The organism is Lacinutrix sp. MEBiC02595, assembly GCF_053601555.1.
In genome coordinates, this window is the sequence record NZ_JBSHNU010000200.1 from 1 (window position 1) to 21,281 (window position 21,281).

Annotated in this window: 16 protein-coding genes and 1 tRNA gene; 15 read left to right on the top strand and 2 right to left on the bottom strand. The window is 34.6% G+C overall.

Features of this window, described 5'->3' with window-relative positions; translation table 11 throughout:
* Nucleotides 1-234: 234 nt before the first annotated feature.
* Nucleotides 235-316 (bottom strand) — tRNA-Tyr (locus ACVCZW_RS05870).
* Nucleotides 317-541: 225 nt separating this feature from the next.
* Nucleotides 542-1,798, bottom strand: a complete 1,257-nt coding sequence (gene metK / locus ACVCZW_RS05875; RefSeq protein ID WP_452231074.1) for a methionine adenosyltransferase — start codon at nt 1,796-1,798, stop codon at nt 542-544.
* A gap of 483 nt (nt 1,799-2,281) precedes the next feature.
* Here metK and ACVCZW_RS05880 point away from each other — a divergent pair, with 483 nt between their 5' ends.
* The 15 genes from ACVCZW_RS05880 to ACVCZW_RS05950 all read left to right on the top strand — a co-directional run bounded on the left by ACVCZW_RS05880 (nt 2,282) and on the right by ACVCZW_RS05950 (nt 21,254).
* Nucleotides 2,282-3,457, top strand: a complete 1,176-nt coding sequence (locus ACVCZW_RS05880) for a pyridoxal-phosphate-dependent aminotransferase family protein (protein WP_452231909.1) — start codon at nt 2,282-2,284, stop codon at nt 3,455-3,457.
* Nucleotides 3,458-3,953: 496 nt separating this feature from the next.
* Entirely contained in the window at nt 3,954-5,633 is a 1,680-nt protein-coding gene (gene ilvD / locus ACVCZW_RS05885) for a dihydroxy-acid dehydratase (RefSeq protein WP_452231910.1), read from the top strand.
* Nucleotides 5,634-5,697: 64 nt separating this feature from the next.
* The gene (ilvB, locus tag ACVCZW_RS05890) at nt 5,698-7,434 is read left to right on the top strand and encodes a biosynthetic-type acetolactate synthase large subunit (protein ID WP_452231911.1); all 1,737 of its coding nucleotides are present in this window, start codon (nt 5,698-5,700) and stop codon (nt 7,432-7,434) included.
* Nucleotides 7,435-7,546: 112 nt separating this feature from the next.
* Nucleotides 7,547-8,077 carry an acetolactate synthase small subunit gene (ilvN, locus tag ACVCZW_RS05895; RefSeq protein WP_452231912.1) on the top strand — a complete coding sequence of 177 codons (531 nt, stop codon included), beginning with the start codon at nt 7,547-7,549 and terminating at the stop codon, nt 8,075-8,077.
* Between the two features lie 22 nt (nt 8,078-8,099).
* Nucleotides 8,100-9,602 (top strand): ketol-acid reductoisomerase, encoded by a 1,503-nt coding sequence (ilvC, locus tag ACVCZW_RS05900; RefSeq protein WP_452231913.1) that lies wholly within the window; start codon nt 8,100-8,102, stop codon nt 9,600-9,602.
* 112 nt (nt 9,603-9,714) lie between these two features.
* Nucleotides 9,715-10,983, top strand: coding sequence for a threonine ammonia-lyase (gene ilvA, locus ACVCZW_RS05905; RefSeq protein WP_452231914.1), 1,269 nt, complete (start codon nt 9,715-9,717; stop codon nt 10,981-10,983).
* Nucleotides 10,984-11,158: 175 nt separating this feature from the next.
* Complete coding sequence (locus ACVCZW_RS05910; protein WP_452231915.1) at nt 11,159-12,751, top strand: NADP-dependent glyceraldehyde-3-phosphate dehydrogenase; 1,593 nt, start codon at nt 11,159-11,161, stop codon at nt 12,749-12,751.
* A 434-nt stretch (nt 12,752-13,185) separates the two neighbouring features.
* On the top strand, nt 13,186-13,812 hold the full coding sequence (locus tag ACVCZW_RS05915; protein WP_452231916.1) for a GNAT family N-acetyltransferase: 627 nt from the start codon (nt 13,186-13,188) through the stop codon (nt 13,810-13,812).
* Nucleotides 13,805-14,989: an argininosuccinate synthase gene (locus ACVCZW_RS05920; RefSeq protein WP_452231082.1), complete on the top strand. Its 1,185-nt coding sequence runs from the start codon at nt 13,805-13,807 to the stop codon at nt 14,987-14,989. The genes ACVCZW_RS05915 and ACVCZW_RS05920 overlap by 8 nt, the downstream gene beginning before the upstream one ends.
* Before the next feature lie 118 nt (nt 14,990-15,107).
* Complete coding sequence (gene argC / locus ACVCZW_RS05925) at nt 15,108-16,091, top strand: N-acetyl-gamma-glutamyl-phosphate reductase (protein ID WP_452231917.1); 984 nt, start codon at nt 15,108-15,110, stop codon at nt 16,089-16,091.
* Between the two features lie 194 nt (nt 16,092-16,285).
* A complete protein-coding gene (proC, locus tag ACVCZW_RS05930) occupies nt 16,286-17,086 on the top strand; it encodes a pyrroline-5-carboxylate reductase (RefSeq protein WP_452231918.1) in 801 nt (266 codons plus the stop codon).
* A 98-nt stretch (nt 17,087-17,184) separates the two neighbouring features.
* Nucleotides 17,185-18,312 carry an aspartate aminotransferase family protein gene (locus tag ACVCZW_RS05935; RefSeq protein WP_452231919.1) on the top strand — a complete coding sequence of 376 codons (1,128 nt, stop codon included), beginning with the start codon at nt 17,185-17,187 and terminating at the stop codon, nt 18,310-18,312.
* Nucleotides 18,313-18,390: 78 nt separating this feature from the next.
* Nucleotides 18,391-19,326, top strand: coding sequence for an acetylornithine carbamoyltransferase (locus ACVCZW_RS05940; RefSeq protein WP_452231086.1), 936 nt, complete (start codon nt 18,391-18,393; stop codon nt 19,324-19,326).
* Nucleotides 19,327-19,419: 93 nt separating this feature from the next.
* Entirely contained in the window at nt 19,420-20,196 is a 777-nt protein-coding gene (argB, locus tag ACVCZW_RS05945) for an acetylglutamate kinase (protein WP_452231920.1), read from the top strand.
* A complete protein-coding gene (locus ACVCZW_RS05950) occupies nt 20,193-21,254 on the top strand; it encodes a M20 family metallo-hydrolase (RefSeq protein WP_452231088.1) in 1,062 nt (353 codons plus the stop codon). Before argB ends, ACVCZW_RS05950 begins: the two co-directional genes overlap by 4 nt.
* The last annotated feature ends 27 nt before the right edge of the window (nt 21,255-21,281 follow it).

The window sequence follows — 21,281 nt, forward strand, 5'->3', positions numbered from 1 at the left end:
TCAGGCTGTCCGTTGTATCTTTTTTACTTGTTCTCGATACTATTTGCTCATGCTTCACAAAGCACTCGAACAGACATAAAAAAGGATGCCACTTCCATCCTTAACGCAAAAAAGCCTTCTTGAAAAAGAAGGCTTTTTTTGCTTAAAAACTAACAGTGTCTTTTCAAAGCAACATTTCAGCTTTTTCTAAAAACAAAAAAGTCTGCATTTACATGCAGACTTTTCGAATTAAAGTGGGGAGAGTAGGATTCGAACCTACGAAGTTAAAAACAACAGAGTTACAGTCTGTCCTCGTTGGCCGCTTGAGTATCTCCCCAAACGAGTGCAAATATATTTAAGTTTTACTGTTTTACCGCTATATAATTTGTACTTTTTTTAAAAAATGTAAAGATATTTTTTTCAGACAAAAAGTAGTGGTGGTTATGTCTTTGTGAATTAATTGTTTACACATGTTTTTGGGAATACATATTTTTGTTTAGAGAATAAAAAAACCGCTACTAAAAATAGTAACGGCTTTAAAAAGGGGTAGGATAATAGTTTCTTACAACCCAAAGGCAGCTTTCACTTTATCTACATAATCTAATTTTTCCCAAGTAAATAATTCTACATCTACGGTAAGATCATCTCCATTTGGTTGCGAGAATGTTTTTGTAACTGTTTCATTTACTCTTCCCATGTGTCCATAGGCAGCAGTTTCGCTGTACATTGGGTTACGCAGTTTTAAACGTGTTTCAATAGAAGATGGACGCATGTCAAAAATTTCAGAAACCTTTTGAGCTATTTCTCCATCGGTCATATTAAAAGGACAAGTTCCATAGGTGTCAACAAAAATCCCCATTGGTTCTACAACGCCAATTGCATAACTTACTTGTACTAAAATTTCGTCACAAATTCCTGCAGCAACTAGATTTTTAGCAATATGTCTTGTCGCATAAGCAGCACTTCTGTCTACTTTACTTGGATCTTTTCCTGAAAAAGCACCTCCACCATGAGCACCTTTTCCTCCATAAGTATCTACAATGATTTTTCTTCCTGTAAGTCCGGTGTCACCATGAGGTCCACCAATTACAAACTTCCCTGTTGGGTTTATATGGTATTTGATATCCGCATTAAAAAGTGCGTGTAAATTCTCTGGTAATTTTGCAATTACTCTCGGAATTAATATGTCTACAATATCTTTTCTGATTTTCGCTAACATCACATCGTCATTGGTATCAAAATCGTCATGTTGCGTAGAAACTACAATAGCTTCAATACGTTGCGGTACATTGTCATCACTATATTCAATAGTTACCTGACTTTTAGAATCTGGACGTAAATAGGTGATTTCTTTGTTTTCTCTTCGTAATTCAGCAAGTTCAAACATGATTTTATGCGAAAGATCTAATGCTAATGGCATATAGTTTTCGGTTTCATTGGTTGCGTAACCAAACATCATTCCTTGATCTCCTGCTCCTTGCTCTTCTTTGCTAGCTCTATCTACACCACGATTAATGTCTTCAGACTGTTCGTGTATTGCAGAGAAAACACCGCAAGAATTTCCGTCAAACATATATGCGCTTTTCGTGTAACCAATTTTATTAATGGTATCACGTGCAATTTTTTGTACGTCTAAATAGGTGTTCGATTTTACTTCACCAGCAAGTACAACTTGTCCTGTAGTTACTAATGTTTCGCATGCAACTTTAGCCTCTGAATCAAAAGCTAAAAAATGATCAATTAAAGCATCACTTATTTGGTCTGCTACTTTATCTGGATGTCCTTCTGATACACTTTCCGAAGTAAATAAATATGGCATAAATCCTAATTTTTAATTATAGTTTAATTATAAATTTGTTGGATTGCTTGGTCGCTAGAGAAGTGAATAACTTACTGCTTTAGCATTTTATTTCAAATTTAATTTGGAATCTTAGTCTAGATACCTAAATGGATTTGAAGAGGTTGCAATCAGACAAATTTTTCCTCTTAATTTTAATACAGCAAAAGTAGAAAAATAAAACGGAACGCATACCAATTTAACCTTTTTTAAAGAACTTTTAATTTATATAACTTAGTGCACCAATATATTACTCAATTTAATGGGATGTCTAGTAATAGAAATAGAAGTGGGTTTTATATGGTTTTTAGGAATTGAACATCATATGTTTTGGTGTTTAATACTTTGATTAATAGTGTTTTAAAAATGGATTTTTCACTATGGATTTAGTCTTAGATAACGGAAGTTAAAAAATAAAAGCAAAGAATAAACTAATTTAGTGCATACATTAATAACTAAAAAGAAATGAAAGGAAGAAAACTTTTAATGATTCCCGGACCAATAGAATTCGAACCCGAAGTTTTAAGGGCAATGAGTGCGGTTACAACAAGTCATGTAGCTCCTAGTTTTATTAATAGTTTTGGGAATGCATTAGATGCAATGAAAAAGGTTTGGCAGGCGCCAACAGGGCAGCCTTTTGTGGTAGCAGGAAGTGGAACCTTGGCTATGGATATGGCGGTTGCGAATTTAGTGGAAGCTGGAGATAATGCATTAGTAATTTCTACAGGTTATTTTGGTACGCGTTATAAAGATATTTTAGAACGCTATCAAGTGGATGTAACTATTTTAGAGGTCGCTGTTGGAGAAGTACCTAGTTTAGAAGCTATAGAAAATGCATTAAAAAATAAAGTTTATAAAGTCGTAACCATGACACATGTAGATACGTCTACAGGAGTTTTGGTACGCCCTAAAGAAATTGCCGCACTAGCAAAAAAGTATAATGCACTAAGTATTTTAGATGGTGTTTGCTCTGTTGCAGGTGAAGAAATAAAACAAGAGGAATGGGGAATTGACGTGGTTTTAACAGCATCTCAAAAAGCGGTTGGTGTACCTCCAGGATTAGCGTTGTTAGTGGCTTCTAAAAAAGCGATTCAAACCTGGGAGCATAGAAAAACACTAGTGCCTAATTATTATGCCGATTGGAAAAATTGGTTGCCAATTATGAAAGCATACCAAGCAAGAAAACCATCTTATTTTGGGACGCCACCAGTAAATTTAATAATGGCCTTAGAAACTAGTTTAAAGCTAATTAATTCGGAAGGAATTGGAGCTAGAGTTAAAAAGCATAAACAATTAGCTGGTGCTTTTCGGGAAGCAATAGCTGCTTTAGGTTTGAATATATTACCTTCAAAAACGGAAAATGCAGCAAATACCTTAACCGCCGTTTATTATCCGGAAGGAATAGAGGCAGCTTCGTTTTTAAAACAGATATCTAAATTAGATGTCATTGTTGCTGGTGGATTATTGCCTGAATTAAAAACGAAATATTTTAGAGTGGGCCACATGGGAGCGGTTACCTCTAGTGATATCATTAGTACTTTAAGTGCTATAGAGTTTGCATTAGTAAAAAGTGGTTTTCCATTCCAATTTGGAATTGGATTAAGTACTTTTCAAAAGATTCTGAATAAAAAAATAGAATAACAACGGAAGGTGAAAAAACAAATTCTATAGTATCTTTTAAGAATAAGGATAGAATATTAAAAAGAGTTTTATACATTTATACCATCCAGTGAAAAAACAAATAGTAAATAGTATTTCCATTATTCGCATCGTGATTATTTCACGAAGCCAGGGAATGCTATAAATAATTATACATAAAAATATATTTTAAGCCTTCCATAATCGGAAGGCTTTTTTTATGCTTAAAAGACAAGTTAAAATGGGCCGTAATGTAAAGTTCTAAAATTGGATCAAATATAATTTCTTTTCAAACAAGAAAGTATTATCGAATACAGTAGGTAAGAATAAAAAAAAGTAAACCATTTGAGTGTCATATTTGAAGAGGTGTAAATTACTGGTAATCAATAAATTAATCATTAATTTTTAGCATTGGATTTAGCTGGATAAAACGAATGATATTATAAATAGTCTGCTAAAACTTTAATTTAGTTCTAGCAAATACAATTTGCATTAAAATATGAGTCAATTAAACAAATACAGTAAAACAGTTACACAAGACCCAACACAACCAGCTGCACAGGCAATGTTGCACGCTATTGGGTTAACAAAAGAAGATTTTTTTAAACCTATTGTAGGAATAGCAAGTACAGGTTATGAGGGTAATCCTTGTAATATGCACTTAAATGACCTTGCAAAACTGGTTAAAAAAGGAACCAAAAACGAAGATATTATAGGTCTAATTTTTAATACGATTGGCGTTAGTGACGGTATTTCTATGGGAACTCCTGGAATGCGTTACTCCTTACCATCTCGTGATATTATTGCAGATTCTATGGAAACCGTTGTGCAAGCAATGAGTTATGATGGTTTAGTTACCGTTGTTGGTTGTGATAAAAACATGCCTGGTGCTTTAATCGCAATGATTCGTTTAGATCGTCCGTCTATATTAGTGTATGGAGGAACGATAGATTCTGGTTGTCATAACGGGAAAAAACTAGATGTCGTTTCTGCTTTTGAAGCTTGGGGAAGTAAAGTTGCTGGAACCATGGAAGAAGCCGAATACCAAAGTATTGTAGAAAAAGCATGTCCGGGAGCAGGAGCTTGTGGAGGAATGTATACTGCAAATACAATGGCTTCTGCAATTGAAGCTTTAGGAATGACTTTACCTTTTAATTCTTCAAATCCTGCATTAAGTGATGCTAAAAAAGAAGAGTCGGTAAAAGCTGGTGAAGCTTTACGATTACTTTTAGAAAAAGATATTAAACCTAGTGATATTATTACCAGAAAGTCTTTAGAGAATGCAATCCGATTAGTTACTATTCTTGGAGGTTCTACAAATGCAGTGCTACACTTTTTAGCAATAGCAAGAGCAGCGCAAATAGATTTTACATTAAAAGATTTTCAAAAAATAAGTGATACTACGCCGTTTTTAGCAGATTTAAAACCTAGCGGAAAATATTTAATGGAAGACGTTCACGCAGTTGGCGGAATTCCTGCAGTATTAAAATACCTTTTAAAGAAAGGACTAATTCATGGAGACTGTTTAACCGTTACCGGAAAAACGATTGCCGAAAATTTATTAGATGTTCCAGATTTAAAGGAAGGTCAAGAGGTCATAAAACCAATTGAAAACCCTATTAAAATTTCTGGACACTTACGTATGCTTTACGGAAACTTAGCAACCGAAGGAAGTGTTGCTAAAATTACCGGAAAAGAAGGTTTGAAATTTCAAGGAAAAGCAAAAGTTTTTGAAGGAGAATATGCAGCTAATGACGGAATAAGAGATGGTAAAGTAGAAAAAGGAGATGTGGTCGTTATTCGTTACGAAGGACCAAAAGGAGGACCAGGAATGCCCGAAATGTTAAAACCAACTGCAGCAATTATGGGAGCAGGTTTAGGTAAAGATGTCGCATTAATTACAGATGGTCGTTTCTCTGGAGGAACACATGGATTTGTAGTTGGTCATATTACACCAGAAGCACAAGAAGGAGGAAATCTAGCCTTAGTGAAAGATGGAGATATTATTACCATAGATGCAGAAACTAACTCTATAGTTCTAGAGGTTTCAGATGCAGAGTTAAACCAAAGAAGAAAAACATGGAAAGCACCAGATTTAAAGTTTGAACGTGGTGTTCTTTATAAATATGCCAAAACAGTTTCGTCTGCATCTAAAGGATGTGTAACGGATGAGTTCTAACTAAATATTAAATTAAATGTTGTCACCTTGAGCGCAGTCGAAAGGTTTCCAAATTTGTAACGAGATGAAAGAAACACAAACCGTAGAAAACAAAACGAAAAGTACAGAAATAACCGAACGTATCTCAGGAAGCGAAGCTGTTGTAAGATGTCTTTTAGAAGAAGGTGTAAAAGTACTTTATGGCTATCCTGGAGGAGCTATTATGCCGGTTTATGATGAATTATATAAATACCAAGATAAAATTCATCACGTATTAGCACGCCATGAACAAGGTGCAACACATGCTGCACAAGGTTATGCAAGAATTTCGGGAGAAGTTGGAGTCGCAATTGCAACTTCAGGACCTGGAGCAACAAATTTAATTACAGGGATTGCAGATGCGCAAATAGATAGTACACCAATGGTTTGTATTACAGGACAAGTAGCTTCGCATTTGTTAGGTAGTGATGCATTTCAAGAAACAGATATTGTTGGTATTTCAACACCAGTTACCAAATGGAATTGCCAAGTAACCAAAGCTTCCGATATTCCGGAAGTGATGGCTAAAGCATTTTATATTGCTAAAAGTGGTCGTCCAGGTCCAGTTTTAGTAGATATTACTAAAGATGCGCAATTTGAAGAGTTTGATTTTAAATATAAAAAATGTACTGGAGTACGAAGTTATATTCCCGTTCCTAAAACAGAAATGGCTTCGGTGGAAGCCGCTGCAAAATTAATTAATGCCGCTAAAAAACCAATGGTAGTTTGGGGACAAGGCGTGATTTTAAGTAAAGCAGAAGAGGCTTTTAAAGCAGTAATTGAAAAAGCAGGAATTCCTTCCGCTTGGACCATTATGGGAGCTTCGGCAATACCAACATCACATCCTTTAAATATTGGTATGGTTGGTATGCATGGTAATTATGCGCCAAATGTTTTAACCAATCAATGTGACCTTTTAATTGCTGTCGGAATGCGTTTTGATGATCGTGTTACTGGTAAATTAGATGAATATGCTACACAAGCAAAAGTGATTCATTTTGAAATAGATCCTGCAGAAATAAATAAAAATGTAAAAGCAGATGTAGCAGTTTTAGGCGATGCAAAAGCGAGCTTAGAAGCTATACTTCCGTTATTAAATAAAAATACACATCCAGAATGGCATCAAAAATTTAAGGATTTATATGCTATTGAGTATGAAAAAGTAATTAAAGACGATTTGCATCCTACCAAAGAAGGATTAACAATGGGTGAGGTTATAAACCAAATAAACATGCAGTCTAAAGGGGAAGCTGCTATTGTAAGTGATGTTGGTCAGCACCAAATGATTGCTTGTCGTTATGCGAAGTTTAATCAAACTAAAAGTAATATTACTTCTGGAGGTTTAGGTACCATGGGCTTTGGTCTTCCGGCTGCTATTGGAGCTAAAATGGCAAGACCAGAACGCGATGTGGTCTCTATTTCTGGAGATGGTGGTTACCAAATGACCATTCAAGAATTAGGTACTATTTTTCAGCAAAAAGCAGCAGTGAAAATTGTGGTGCTAAACAATGAGTTTTTAGGAATGGTTCGTCAGTGGCAACAGCTATTTTTCGATAAACGCTATGCGTCTACAGAAATGACAAATCCAGATTTTGTAGCTATTGCAAAAGGATATTATTTAAATGCAAGAAGAGTTACTAAACGAGAAGAATTAGCAGAAGCTGTTGCAGAAATGATGGCAAGTAAAGAGGCTTACTTTTTAGAGGTTTGTGTAGAAAAAGAAGGAAATGTATTTCCTATGATACCAACAGGAGCTTCCGTTTCCGATATAAGATTAGAATAAATGTTCGTTCTGTTATATTTCAAAGAAGTATAAATGATTTGAAATTAGATGGAAAGAATCCATAAATAAAAATGCTAAAGGCAAGTAGCCAAAAGCTAAAAGCATAAAGTAAATGAGCACAGAAAAACAACTATTTACAGTTTCCATTTACACGGAAAACAACATAGGATTGTTGAATAGAATTTCAGCAATTTTTCAAAGAAGACATATCAATATAGAGAGTTTAAATACTTCTCCTTCCGAAATTGAAAGTGTTTCTAGATTTACCATTGTAGTAAATATGACCGAAGAAAATATCAAGAAAATAATGGGTCAAATAGAAAAACAAGTAGAGGTTATCAAAGTATACTGTCATACCGAAGATGAAATTATTTATCAAGAATCTTGCATCTTTAAAATGAAATCGGGCTTATTGTTTGATGAACGCGAAATTCAGAATATAATTAAAGAAAGTAATGCAAGAATAGTAACCGTAAATCGTGATTTTTTCGTGATTGAAAAATCAGGAAGAAAAGAGGAAATAGAATTATTATATAGAGAATTAAGTGCTTTTGGTATTATGCAATTTACACGTTCCGGACGTATTGCAGTATCTAAAGAAGAAATGAAAATATCAACAATGCTAGAAGCTTTTCAAGCATAAGCAATAATTAAATACAAAGAAAATGTCAAATTACTTTAACACATTATCATTAAGAAATCAATTAGATCAATTAGGGAAATGTAGATTCATGGATGCTTCAGAGTTTGAAGATGGTGTAAACGCATTAAAAGGAAAAAAAATAGTAATTATTGGTTGTGGTGCACAAGGTTTAAATCAAGGTTTAAACATGCGTGATTCTGGTTTAGATATTTCTTACGCTTTGCGTCAAGCAGCTATCGATCAAAAACGGGATTCGTTTAAAAACGCAACTTCTAATAATTTCACTGTTGGTACTTATGAAGAGTTGATTCCGACAGCAGATTTGGTTTTAAATTTAACACCAGACAAACAACATACAAGTGTAGTAAAAGCGGTAATGCCTTTAATGAAAAAAGGAGCAACATTGAGCTATTCTCACGGATTCAATATTGTAGAAGAAGGAACACAAGTTCGTGAAGATTTAACTGTAATTATGGTGGCGCCTAAATGCCCTGGAACAGAAGTTAGAGAAGAATATAAACGTGGTTTTGGTGTGCCAACATTAATTGCCGTGCATCCAGAAAACGATCCTGAAAATAAAGGTTGGGCACAAGCAAAAGCCTACGCCGTTGCAACAGGTGGAGATAAGGCAGGAGTTTTACAATCTTCATTTATTGCGGAAGTAAAAAGTGATTTAATGGGAGAGCAAACTATTTTATGTGGTTTGTTACAAACAGGAGCAATCTTATCTTTTGATAAAATGGTTGCAGAAGGAATTGAAGCTGGTTATGCAGCAAAATTAATTCAGTTTGGTTGGGAAACCATTACCGAAGCTTTAAAGCATGGTGGAATTACAAACATGATGGATCGCTTATCGAATCCAGCAAAAATAAAAGCATACCAATTATCGGAAGAATTAAAAGATATCATGCGTCCATTATTCGAAAAGCATATGGACGATATTATCTCTGGGCATTTTTCTAAAACCATGATGGAAGATTGGGCAAATGATGATGTGAATCTTTTAAAATGGAGAGAAGCAACAGGGGAAACTGCGTTTGAAAAAACAGCATTAACTTCCGATCATATTTCAGAACAAGAATATTTTGATCATGGTGTTTTATTAGTTGCCTTTGTGAAATCAGGAGTAGAATTAGCTTTCGAATCTATGATTAGCGCAGGTATTATTGAAGACTCAGCGTACTACGAATCTTTACACGAATTACCATTAATAGCAAATACCATTGCTAGAAAAAAATTATTTGAAATGAACCGCGTAATTTCAGATACTGCAGAATATGGTTGTTATTTATTTGATCATGCTTGCAAACCGTTACTTACCGATTTTATGAAAACGGTGAAAACAGATATTATTGGTAATTCCTTTTCAACTGGAAATGGCGTAGATAATATGGAGTTAATTGCGGTAAATGATGCGATTAGAAATCATCCAATTGAAGCCGTTGGTAAACGTTTAAGAACTGCAATGACTGCAATGAAAATTATAAAATCGGATGTAAAAACGGAAGATTCTGTTTTAGCATAAAGTTTAAATGTATGTCTCCTCGAGCGCAGTCGAGAGTTTATTGAGGTCTCGACTGCGCTCGACCAGACAGTACATATCATAAATAAGATTCCCACTTTCGTGGGAAGTAAACATGGAAGAAATCAAAACAACATACAGACCAACACTAGAAGCTATTGAAGCTGCTGCCGAAAGATTGAAAGGGATCGCATCTGTAACACCTTTAATTAGAAACGCACGCTATTCTAAGCATTTTGGTGCTAATATTTTTTTTAAAAGAGAAGACCTGCAAGAAGTGCGCTCTTATAAAATTCGTGGATCTTATAATAAAATTTCGTCATTAAATGCCTCTCAAATTGAAAACGAGATTGTATGCGCAAGTGCAGGAAATCATGCACAAGGTGTCGCGATTTCATGTAAGCTTTTAAAAATTAAAGGCACTATTTTTATGCCTTCGCCAACACCTAATCAGAAAATTGAGCAGGTAAAAATGTTTGGTGAAGAATATGTAGATGTTATTTTGGTTGGGGATACTTTTGATGATGCTTACCACGCTGCAATGGAGCAATGTGAAGCATTGAATAAAACGTTTATTCATCCTTTTAATGATGAAAAAGTAATTGAAGGTCAGGCAACGGTTGGTTTAGAAATTATAGATCAAGCAAAAGAGCACCCTATCGATTATGTTTTTGTACCGGTAGGTGGTGGCGGACTTGCATCTGGATTGTCGTCTGTTTTTAAAATTTTATCCCCGCAAACAAAAATTATTAGTGTAGAGCCAAAAGGTGCGCCTGCTATGTTAACTTCTATTCGAGCAAATAGAAATACAGAATTAAAAACCATAGACAGCTTTGTCGATGGTGCTGCCGTGAAACGCGTTGGAGATTTAAATTTTGCAATTTGTAAAGAGACATTACATCGTGTGGTTACCGTTGATGAAGGTAAGGTTTGCCAGACTATTTTAGATTTATATAATAAAGATGCTATTATTGTAGAACCAGCCGGAGCTTTAAGTCTTTCTGCTTTAGAACAGTTTTCCGAAGAAATAAAAGGTAAAAATGTGGTTTGCGTAATTAGCGGAAGTAATAACGATATTACACGTACTGCCGAAATCAAGGAACGTGCATTGTTGTACGCCAATCTAAAACATTATTTTATTGTAAAGTTCCCACAGCGTTCAGGAGCTTTAAGAGATTTTGTAGTCGATATTTTAGGTCCGAATGATGATATTACGCATTTTGAATATACTAAAAAAGCAAACCGCGAAAATGATGTGGCTGTCGTTGGATTGGAGTTAAAATCTCCAGACGATTTAGAGCCATTAATTACTAAAATGAAACTTCATAATTTTTATGGAGACTATTTAAATGATAAACCAGATTTATTTCAGTTTTTAGTGTAATATTTCATTTGAATAATTTATAAAAATGAATTATGTTTTTGCTAAAACGTTTTAGTAATGAGTTATAAATATTTAAAAGTTTAAATTTATGATAATTCACTAAATCTTTTATTTATAATTGGTTACGTGGGCTTTTTGTTTGAAATTAGCGCTATAATATTTTAATATTTCACAAATGAAAACACCTTTTTCGATTATTCCAGAAGCCTTTCAAATCACAAATCAAACTAATCAAGATACTTATTTGGTTGGAGGAGAATTAATACCTTGGAGTGGAGAAACTTCACAAGTGTTTTCTACCATATCTTCTACTGAAGAATATAAACCTACTTTGTTAGGAAGCATTCCAACTTTAGGAGAAAAGGAGGCTTTAGAGGCTTTAGATGCTGCATCTTTAGCGTATAATAAAGGACAAGGTTTATGGCCAACCATGAAAGTGGTAGATCGTATTGCTTGTATGGAAAAGTTTGTTTCGCAAATGAAAACCAAACGAGCAGAAATAGTGAAACTCTTAATGTGGGAAATTGGTAAAAATCTACCAGATTCTGAAAAAGAGTTCGATAGAACAGTCGAGTATATTTATGATACTATTGAAGATTATAAACAAATGGATCGCGATAGTGCGAAGTTTGAAAAAAATGCCGGAGTAAATGCACATATTCGTCGTGGACCTTTAGGTGTTGTTCTATGTTTAGGACCTTATAATTATCCTTTAAATGAAACCTTTGCACTTTTAATTCCTGCTTTAATTATGGGGAATACAGCCATTTTTAAGCCAGCAAAGCATGGTGTTTTGTTAATTTCTTCTTTATTGGAAGCTTTCCAAACTAGTTTTCCAAAAGGTGTTGTTAATATTATTTATGGAAGAGGAAGAACAGTCGCAACGCCAATCATGCAATCTGGTAAAGTCGATGTGTTAGCCTTAATTGGAAATAGTAAATCAGCAAATGCGTTACAGAATCAACATCCAAAAAGTAATAGACTGCGTTTGGTTTTAGGTTTGGAAGCTAAAAATCCTGCGATTGTATTAAAAGATGCGGATTTAGATTTAGCAATAGACGAATGTATTGCAGGCGCTACATCTTTTAACGGACAACGTTGTACTGCATTAAAAGTGTTATATGTGCATGAAGATGTAGTAGAAGAATTTAATAAACGCTTCTCCGCGAAAGTAGATGCGCTTAAATTTGGAAATCCTTGGGAAGATGGTGCCAAATTAACACCATTACCAGAACCAGATAAACCAGCATATATTCAAGAATTAATGGATGATGCTACTGCAAAAGGAGCAACAATTATTAATGCAAAAGGTGGTGAAACTACTGAGAATTATATTTTTCCTGCTGTTTTGTATCCGGTAACTAAAGACATGCGCGTATTTCAAGAAGAGCAATTCGGACCCGTAATTCCTGTGGTTCCATTTAGTGATATTGAAGAGCCTTTAGATGATATGGCGGCTTCTAATTACGGACAACAAGTAAGTTTGTTTGGGCAAGATGTGAAAACATTAGCGCCATTAATTGATACTTTGGTGAACTTAGTTTGTCGTGTAAACTTAAATAGCTCTTGTCAGCGTGGACCAGATGTATATCCATTTACAGGAAGAAAAGATTCTGCTGTTGCAACATTAAGTGTACATGATGCTTTGCGTTCTTTTTCTATTAGAACTTTTGTGGCTTCTAAAGACAACGATTATAATAATGCTATTTTAAAGGAATTATTAGATTCTAGAGCTTCCAATTTTGTGAGTACAGATTATATTTTATAGTTTTTTTAATGCGGTAACGCCTAATAATGAGATTTGTATAATTATTAGGCTTAAGAATAACGATTATCATAATAATTCATATAAAATGAATATTTTCTTAGTTCGTATCAAATTAATTTATAGCTTTACATTATGTTTAAAACAATAAATAAAAACGAAACACCCATAAGTTTACCAACGCGTAGACGCTGTCGCTAATACGCATACTTCAAGCTATTTCGTTAATCGTTTTTATTTTTTTTCACATTGAACAATCCATCACAAATATTTACAGTATTAAATATAGTTATTAGAAATAATAACAAGATGAACATACGTCCAATTTTCCGTCGTCGCCCTTAGGGTGTGCTTCTATATATAGAACTAAGGTGAGTCCGGTTCTGCTTTCAGAAAAAAATCAAAATCAACCTATTTATAATTTAAAATCAATTACAATGGAAATTGTTATTGCGAATAAATCACACAGTATTTACGCAGACATTATTTGCGAAACTATTGCAGATGCAGCTCAAGTTAGAGGAACTGGGATTGCAAAGCGCAAACCAGAATACGTGATTACCAAAATGGAAAATGGTAATGCGGTTATTGCTTTAGACGGCGATAAATTTGCTGGTTTTTGCTATATAGAACAATGGAGTCATGGCAAATTTGTAGCCAATTCTGGGCTAATTGTGCATCCAGATTTTAGAAATCTAGGTTTAGCTAAGCAAATTAAGAAGAAAATATTCGAGCATTCTAGAACCAAGTTCCCGGATGCAAAAGTCTTTAGTATTACTACAGGTTTAGCGGTTATGAAAATGAATAGTAACTTAGGTTATAAGCCAGTTACATTTTCAGAATTAACAGAAGATCAGTCCTTTTGGAATGGCTGTCAAACCTGCAAAAATTTCGATGTTTTAACAAGAACGGAGCAAAAAATGTGCTTGTGTACAGGTATGCTTTATGATCCTTCTAAAGAAATGAAAAAAACGCACGAACATACGTACGATAAAAAAGTGTGGACGAGATTAAAGAACATAAAACAGACCATGTTTTTAAAAAAAGAAAAGAAAGATGAGTAAAAAATTAGTCATAGCATATAGCGGAGGATTAGATACATCCTATTGCGCAGTAAGTTTAAGTAAAGCTGGATACGAGGTGCATGCGGTAAGTGTAAATACAGGTGGTTTTACTTCGGAAGAAATAAAGGAGATTGAAAGTAATGCATACAAAATGGGTGTTTCTACGTATAAGAATATAGATGCAGTTGCTACTTTTTATAAAAAAGTGGTGAAGTATTTAATCTTCGGAAATGTACTTAAAAATAACACGTATCCTTTATCTGTAAGTGCAGAGCGTATCATTCAAGCAATAGAAATTGTAGAATATGCTAAAAGTATTGGCGCAGCATATATTGCCCACGGAAGCACAGGAGCAGGAAATGATCAAGTACGTTTTGATATGATTTTTCAAACATTGGCCCCACAGATTAAAATCATCACACCAATTAGAGATGGGAAACTAACCAGGCAACAAGAGATTGATTACCTTAAGGAAAACGGAATTGAAGCATCTTGGGAAAAAGCAAAATACTCGGTCAATAAAGGGCTTTGGGGAACAAGTGTTGGTGGAGAAGAAACATTAACGTCGGAAAAAGCATTGCCAGAAAGTGCTTATCCTTCACAATTAAAAAAAGAAGGAGAAGATAAAGTGGTGTTAACTTTTGATAAAGGCGAGTTCGTTGCGGTAAATGGAAGGAAAGGTTCTTCTCAAAAAAACATTGAAATTTTAAATAATCTGGCATCTGCCTACGCTATTGGTAGAGATATTCATGTTGGAGATACGATTGTAGGCATTAAAGGTCGTGTTGGTTTTGAAGCTGCAGGAGCTTTGGTAACTATAAAAGCACATCATTTATTAGAGAAACATACGTTGACCAAATGGCAATTACAGCATAAAGATTATTTGTCTAGTTTCTATGGAATGCACTTACATGAAGGTCAATATTTAGATCCTGTAATGCGTGACATGGAAGCCTTTTTACAAAGTAGCCAAGACAAAGTATCGGGAGATGTTTTTGTAACCTTGAAACCGTATCATTTTTCTTTAGACGGAATTATTTCAAAGCACGATTTAATGAACGCGAAATTTGGAAGTTATGGGGAAGAAAATAAAGGTTGGACTGCAGAGGAGGCAAAAGGGTTTATTAAGATTCTTGGGAATCAAAACAAAATCTATCAACAAGTAAACTCTAAATAGGAGTACAGACCTGTCAGGTACAAAACACCCCTCAAGTCCGCTCAAGTGGCAAGGCAATCTTTTAAATTAGACAATTGTCCCCTTGAGGAAATTTTAGGGGTGTGAAAATAGAATTGAAATGAAAAAAATAAAAGCGGGAATAATAGGAGGAGCCGGATATACAGCAGGAGAATTAATAAGATTATTGATGCATCATTCTAAAGTAGAAATCGATTTTGTATTCAGTACTTCTAATGCGGGAAACAAATTATATAAAGTGCATCAGGATTTAATAGGTTCTACAGAATTGGTGTTCTCCAGCGAAATTAATACGGAAATCGATGTATTGTTTTTGTGTTTAGGGCATGGGAATTCCAAAGTTTTTTTAGATAAAAATACATTTTCAGAAAGCACTAAGATCATCGATTTAAGTAATGATTTTAGATTGATTGAAGATGCTGTTTTAGATAATAAAACCTTTGTTTATGGTTTGCCAGAATTAAATAAAGAAGCCATTAGAAAAGCGAGTTATATTGCGAATCCAGGTTGTTTTGCAACCGCAATTCAATCGGCATTATTGCCTTTAGCTAAAGCGGGAGTTTTACAAAACGATGTGCATATTAATGCAGTGACAGGAGCAACGGGAGCAGGAACATCCTTGTCGGAAACCACACATTTTACATGGAGAGATAATAATTTTTCGCATTATAAAGCTTTTACACATCAGCATTTAGGAGAGATTAATCAGTCGGTTAAAATTTTGCAATCTGACTTTGCTTCTGAAATCAATTTCATGCCCAATCGTGGTGATTTTTCCAGAGGGATTTTTGCTACCATGTATACCAAATATGCCGGCAGTTTAGAAGATGCAAAGAAGTTGTATTTCGAGTTTTATAAAGATGCTGCTTTCACCGCAGTTTCTGATGAAGAGATTCATTTAAAACAAGTGGTAAATACCAATAAATGTATCCTTCATTTGTATAAGCATGAAGATAAATTATTAGTAACAAGTATTATTGATAACCTTTTAAAAGGTGCTTCCGGACAAGCAGTTCAAAATATGAATTTAATGTATGGTTTTGAAGAATCGGAAGGTTTGAAATTGAAAGCAAATTATTTTTAGAAGTGCTGCTGCTGCGTTAGCGATTGGAACGGCATCCTTTTTTGATGTCAGTTCGAGTGAATTTGTGAAGCATGAGCAAATTTGTATCGAGAACAAGACAAAAAAGATATAGTGTAAAGCGCGACCCTTGTGGTAACGCCAAAAAAAAGAAAATAAAGATTTCCGCTTTTGCGGAAATGAAAAAAGGAAAAAGAATGAAAATAGCAATCATAGGAACAGGAAACTTAGGGAAATCCATCGCAAAAGGATTAATAACCAACAATGCGATTACCAGTTTATATTTAACCAAGCGGAATTTAGAAGGCATTCAAGAGTTTGATGGTTATAAAAATGTGCATTTAACTACAGATAATATGGAAGCTGTAAAACAGTCGGATATTATCATTTTTGCTGTGCAACCAGCCCATTTTGAAAGGATTTTAAAGGACGTAAAAGAACATTTAACCGAAAAGCATGTGTTAATTTCTACTATTACAGGGTTTTTAATTCCGAAGATGGAGGAAATCGTTGGTGCAGATAAATATATCATTCGTGCCATGCCAAATACGGCAATTGCAGTTGGTAAGTCGATGACTTGTTTGTGTTGTAATGAACAAGGAAAAAAACGTATTAAAATTGCAGAAGCTATTTTTAATCGTTTAGGACATTCATTAAGTATCCCAGAAAACCAGATGCAAGCAGCGACGGTAGTTTGTGCAAGTGGTGTTGCCTTTTGGATGCGTTTAATTAGAGCGACAACACAAGCGGCAATTCAGTTGGGTTTTGATGCAAAAGAAGCGCAAGAATTAGCCATGTATACTAGTGAAGGAGCTGCGAGTTTATTGATTACCAATGGGAATCATCCAGAAGAAGAAATAGATAGAGTAACCACGCCAAAAGGCTGTACTATTGAAGGTTTAAATGAAATGGAACATAAAGGATTGAGTTCGTCATTAATTCAAGGTATGGTTGCTTCGTTTAATAAAATAAGCAACATCAAAAAAGAGCAAATTTAGAAACTCCTGCAAAGTATCTAAGACCTTGTAGGTTTGTTTTTTGATAAGTGAAATACCTACAACGTTTTAAAAATCTTGTAGGATAAAAAAGAATAAATATGAGTTTATTTAATGTGTATCCATTGTTTGATATCACTCCTGTAAAAGCAGAAGATGTCTTTGTTTTTGATGAAAATAACACCAAATATTTAGATTTGTATGGTGGACATGCCGTGATTTCTATTGGGCATTCGCATCCTAAATATGTGAAAAATATTAGCGATCAAGTTGCTAAATTAGGGTTTTATAGTAACTCGATTCAGAATCCGTTACAAGTTGCTTTGGCAAATAAGTTGGAAGAGGTTTCTGGTTGTAAAGACTATCAGTTGTTTTTATGTAATTCTGGAGCAGAAGCGAATGAAAATGCATTAAAATTAGCATCTTTTCATAATGGTAAGAAAAAGATTGTCGCTTTTAAAAACGGATTTCATGGGCGTACGTCGGCAGCAGTTGCAGCAACCGATAATCCTAAAATTATTGCGCCAATAAACGCACAACAGGAAGTTGAAATTTTAGAATTAGGCGATTTAGAATCCGTCGAAAAAGCATTAGCAAAAGAAGATGTTTGTGCTGTTATTATCGAGTGTATTCAGGGTGTTGGCGGCTTAGATGAAAGTACTGCTGCGTTCTACGAAGGCATCGATGCATTGTGTAAAAAGTACAATACTTGTTTTATTGCCGATGAGGTACAATCTGGCTTTGGAAGAACTGGCGATTTCTTCGCTTTTCAAAAGTATAACCTAACTCCGGATATTATTTCGATTGCAAAAGGAATGGGAAATGGTTTTCCAATTGGAGGCATTTTAATTCATCCAGATATCAAAGCTTCTTTTGGTTTGTTAGGGACCACTTTTGGCGGAAATCATTTAGCATGTGTTGCTTCTTCCGCTGTTCTAGAAGTTATTGAAGAAGAGAATTTGATGCAAAATGTAAAAGAAATCTCCGCGTATTTTGTAGAAAAAGCGAATGAAATTTCTGCAATAAAAAAGGTAAAAGGAAGAGGTTTAATGCTTGGTTTGGAATTTGATTTTCCAATTTCGGAACTTCGTAAAAAGCTGATTTTCGATCATAAAATATTTACAGGAAGTGCAAAGAATCCTAATTTAATACGAATTCTTCCGCCTTTAACGATCCAAAAAGAACATATCGATTTGTTTTTTGAGGCTTTGAAAAGTGAATTAAGATAGTGAAATGAAATAATTTAAGGGTGTATAGCCTTAGAATTAAAGTTTAATAAAAGATTTCCACTTTTGTGGGAAATGAATATGAAAAAATACACCAACATAAAAGATATATCTAATCTTCAAGAAACCATTAAGGAAGCCATTCTATTAAAAATGAATCCTTTTGAATTCCAAGACTTAGGAAAAAATAAAACCTTGGTTATGTTATTCTTTAATGCCAGTTTACGTACGCGATTAAGTACCGAAAAAGCGGCGAAAAACTTAGGCATGCAGGTCATGATTCTAAATGTGAATGACGCTTGGAATCTAGAGTTTGAAGATGGGACGATCATGAATGCGAATACGTCGGAACATATAAAAGAAGCTGCGCAAGTGATATCGCAATATGCCGATGTAATTGCTGTTAGAGCATTTCCAAGTTTAACAGATAAGCAAAAAGATGCAAGTGAATTTGTAATGAATAGCTTTGTTAAATATGCGACAGTGCCAATTGTAAATATGGAAAGCGCAATAGCACATCCTTTGCAGGCTTTGGCAGATGCGATTACCATTACCGAATTAACCGAAAAAGCGAAACCAAAAGTCGTATTGTCTTGGGCACCACATCCAAAAGCGTTGCCGCAAGCAGTTGCAAACTCGTTTGTAGAAATGATGCAAAACATGGATGTTGATTTAATCATTACGCATCCTAAAGGATATGAGTTGAGCGAAGAGATATCGAAAAATACGCCAATAAATTACAACCAAGAAGAAGCATTAAAAGATGCCGATTTTGTGTATGTAAAAAATTGGAGTTGTTATAGTGACTACGGAAAAGTGTTGAGCCAAGATAAAAATTGGATGATGACCAAAGCGAAACTAGGAAAGGCAAAATTTATGCATTGCCTACCAGTTAGACGAAATGTGGTGGTGGAAGATGCTGTTTTAGATGGTGAAAATTCTCTGGTGATGCAGCAAGCTAATAATAGAACTTTTGCAGCGCAAATTGTGCTGAAGCAGATTTTGGAAGCATTGTAATATTTTGAATTATAAGTCCTGCGAGGTTTTAAAAACCTTGTAGGTCTAAAACTAAAAGATAAAATCCTTCCCTTTGGGAAGGTTAGGATGGGAATGAAAACACTAAAAATCATAAAAATAGGCGGAAACATTATTGATGACGCTGCTGCTTTGCAACAATTCTTAAAAGAATTTGCAACGATAGATACTCCTAAGATTCTAGTGCATGGCGGTGGAAAATTAGCTACCAAGCTTGCAGAACAAATGCAAGTGGAAGTTAAAATGATAGATGGACGACGCGTAACCGATCAAGTGACTTTAGATATTATCACGATGGTGTATGCTGGAAAGATAAATAAAAATATAGTAGCACAATTGCAAGCCAATAAATGTAATGCTATTGGTTTTTCGGGAGCAGATGGGAATACGATAGTTTCCGATTTAAGACCATCAAAACCTATCGATTATGGTTTTGCTGGAGACGTTAAAAAGGTAAATACAAAAACGGTGGAACTGCTTTTAAATAATAGTGTAACTCCTGTTTTTTGTGCGATCACGCACGATGAAAAAGGGCAGCTTTTAAATACAAATGCAGATACGATTGCTTCCGAATTAGCAATTGGTTTTGCGTCTGTTTATAACACCGAATTATATTATTGTTTTGAAAAAAATGGTGTTTTAGAAGATGTGAATAATGATGCTTCCGTAATCGAAAATATAAACACAGAAACCTATAAAGCACTTGTTGAAAACGGAATTATTTACGAAGGCATGCTTCCTAAATTAAACAATTGTTTTCATGCGATACAGCATCAAGTTCAGAAAGTTTGTATTGGAAAATCAGACATGCTTTTTCATAAAAACAGTAAACACACAACCATTACCAAATGATAGAAAAATTAACAACAAGAGCAATTGCTTTATTAAAGCAGTTAATAGAAACACAATCGTTTTCTTCGGAAGAAGGTCCGACGGCAGCACATATTGAACAGTGGTTTGTACAACAAGATATTCCTTTTAATAGAACGAAACATAATGTTTGGGCTACCAATAAACATTTTGACGATAGCAAGCCAACGTTATTGTTAAACTCCCATCACGACACGGTAAAACCCAATAATGGCTATACTAAAGATCCGTTTAAAGCGATTGTAGAAGATGGGAAATTATATGGTTTGGGCAGTAATGATGCTGGAGGTTGTTTGGTGAGTTTATTGGCAACTTTTGCGTATTTTTATAACAAACAAGACCTAAATTATAATCTGGTTATTGTCGCTTCCGCGGAAGAAGAAAGTAGTGGCGATAATGGTTTAAATAGCATGTTGAAAGTAATTCCTAAAGTGGATGTTGCTATTGTTGGGGAACCAACGCTGATGCATCTTGCTGTTGCCGAAAAAGGTTTAGTAGTATTTGATGCCGTTGTAAAAGGAACGCCAAGTCATGCTGCACATCCAAACGATAATAATGCGATTTATAATTCGATTTCGATTTTAGAATGGTTTAAAAATTACAAGTTTGATAAAGCCTCGGAAGCTTTAGGGGAAGTGAAGATGACTGTCACACAAATAAATGCAGGGAAACAACATAATGCGGTTCCTGCAGATGTTAAATTAGTGGTGGATGTTCGTGTAAATGATAAGTATACCAATCAAAATATTGTAGATATCCTTCAAAAGGAAGCGCCTTGTGATAGTATTATTCCAAGAAGTATAAAATTAAATTCGTCGTCTATTCCAATCGATCATCCATTGGTAATTGCAGGAATTCAAATTGGCAGAAGTACTTATGGTTCGCCAACACTTTCCGATCAAGCAGTTTTAACTTGTGCTTCTTTAAAATTAGGACCTGGTGATAGTACAAGATCGCATTCTGCCGATGAATATATTTACGTGCATGAGATTGAAGAAGGGATTAAAATTTATATTGAATTGTTAGAAAAAGTACTTTAAAAAAGTGAAACGTCCTTGCGAACAAAG